1 protein-coding gene is annotated in these 1,574 nt (G+C 69.5%); it reads right to left on the bottom strand.

The window, feature by feature from the left end:
• Window positions 1-59 precede the first annotated feature (59 nt).
• Complete coding sequence (locus ACVCAH_RS37825; protein WP_447141001.1) at window positions 60-1,442, bottom strand: IS1380 family transposase; 1,383 nt, start codon at window positions 1,440-1,442, stop codon at window positions 60-62.
• Window positions 1,443-1,574 lie beyond the last annotated feature (132 nt).

The following is a 1,574-nucleotide window of genomic DNA, read 5'->3' as shown; positions in this document are numbered from 1 at the left end:
CGCCGGGTGAGCGTGGGTCTCCTGGGGTCCTCCGGTCGTTGGGTCGGGGCTGATCGGTGTCAGCCGGGGGCGGGGATGGCCGCGATCCGGGTGAACGCGGTGGCGATCTGAGAGGCCCATGGCCAGGTCGACGGGATGTTCAGCCGTCGGCGGCGTTGCCCGTGGGCCAGGCGTGCGGCGGTGTGCAGCACGCGGTAGCGCAGCGTCTTCGGTTCGCAGCGGGCCAGGTCGCCGGTCAGGGCGAGGATTTGCAGCCAGGCGATCAGGTCGGTGGCGATCGCGGTGAGGGTGCACCAGGCCTGGTTGATCGCGAACTCGCGCGACGGGAGCCGGCGGAGGCCGGTGTCCTTGGCGCAGCGGATGCGGTCCTCCACGCGGGCGTGAGCGCGGTGGCGGGCTTCCAGCCACTGCAAGGCCCCGATCTGGGTGTTGGTGATGAACGCGGTGTAGCGCCAGCCGTCGCGTTCCTCGAACAGGGTCAACTGTGCGCCAGGGTGCGGACGTTCCCGACGCACGATCACCCGCATCCCGGTCGGCCAGCCGGCCAGGGTGAGCAGGCCGGTCAACTCCGCGACCTGCGCGCCGTCGCGGACACCACCATCGGCGTTGATCGCCGGCGACCAACCCGAGGTCGGGACCTTGATGATCGCCCGGCGTTCCGCCTCGGTGATGGACCAGCCGATCGAGTACTCCACCGTGCGGCCCCGCTTCGCGTCCTGCGCGGTGAGCCAGTCGAGCACGGCGTGGGTGGCACCAGCCGAGTCGGCCCGCACCAGCAGGTGCCGCCGATACGCGGTCGGGACCTGCGCGAACGCCTCACCCAGCACATCCAGGTGATCGGCGGCGGTGTTCGCCCCCGCGTTACCCGGCCTCAGTTTGACCGCCAACATCTCGCCGGTGTTGTCGCAGGTCACCAGCAGGGGATGGAACCCGAAGGTGTGCTTGTAGGTCTTGTCCGCACCTTCCTTCTCACTGTGCGCCAACAGCAGGGTCGCGTCGACGTCCAGGACCACCACACCGGTGCCGACCTCCCGGCCGGCGGCCCGCGCCGCCGGCACCCGATCGAACAGCGACCAGACCCGGGTCCGTACCTTCGCCCGCGCCCTCGCCAGGCGCCGCAACTGCACGTCGCCGATCTCGTCCAAGGCCCGCCAGCAGGTGGCCGGTGAGGCGACCTGCCCGAACACCTCACCCTGATGACGCAGCACGTCGATATCCCCGATGGCCTGCCCGCCGTCGGCGATCATCGCGGCCAGATCGGTCAACACCCTGCCCCGGTCACGGCCCGGGACGAACCCTCGACGCTCTACCGCCCGTGACAACGCCCCGGTCAGACCGCTCCGGTCGGCCAGCATGCGCAGCAGCACAGCTCCGACGTGCGACACCACACCATGACCGCCGACCTCGACGGTCAAGCCCTTCGACCACTGGGTAATCTGCACCTACGAAGTGCCTTCCGCGCGGGGACTCTGTACGACTCGACACCGGACAGTTTTCCTTACGCGGCAGGCACTTCGCCGTCTCTACCGAGCCTTCTCAACCCTCAAGATCACGGACACCGTGAAAGACCGAGG

This window comes from Micromonospora sp. LZ34 (genome assembly GCF_052981855.1).
Note: the sequence above shows the minus strand (reverse complement) of the source record. Positions and strands in the feature narration are given on the sequence as shown.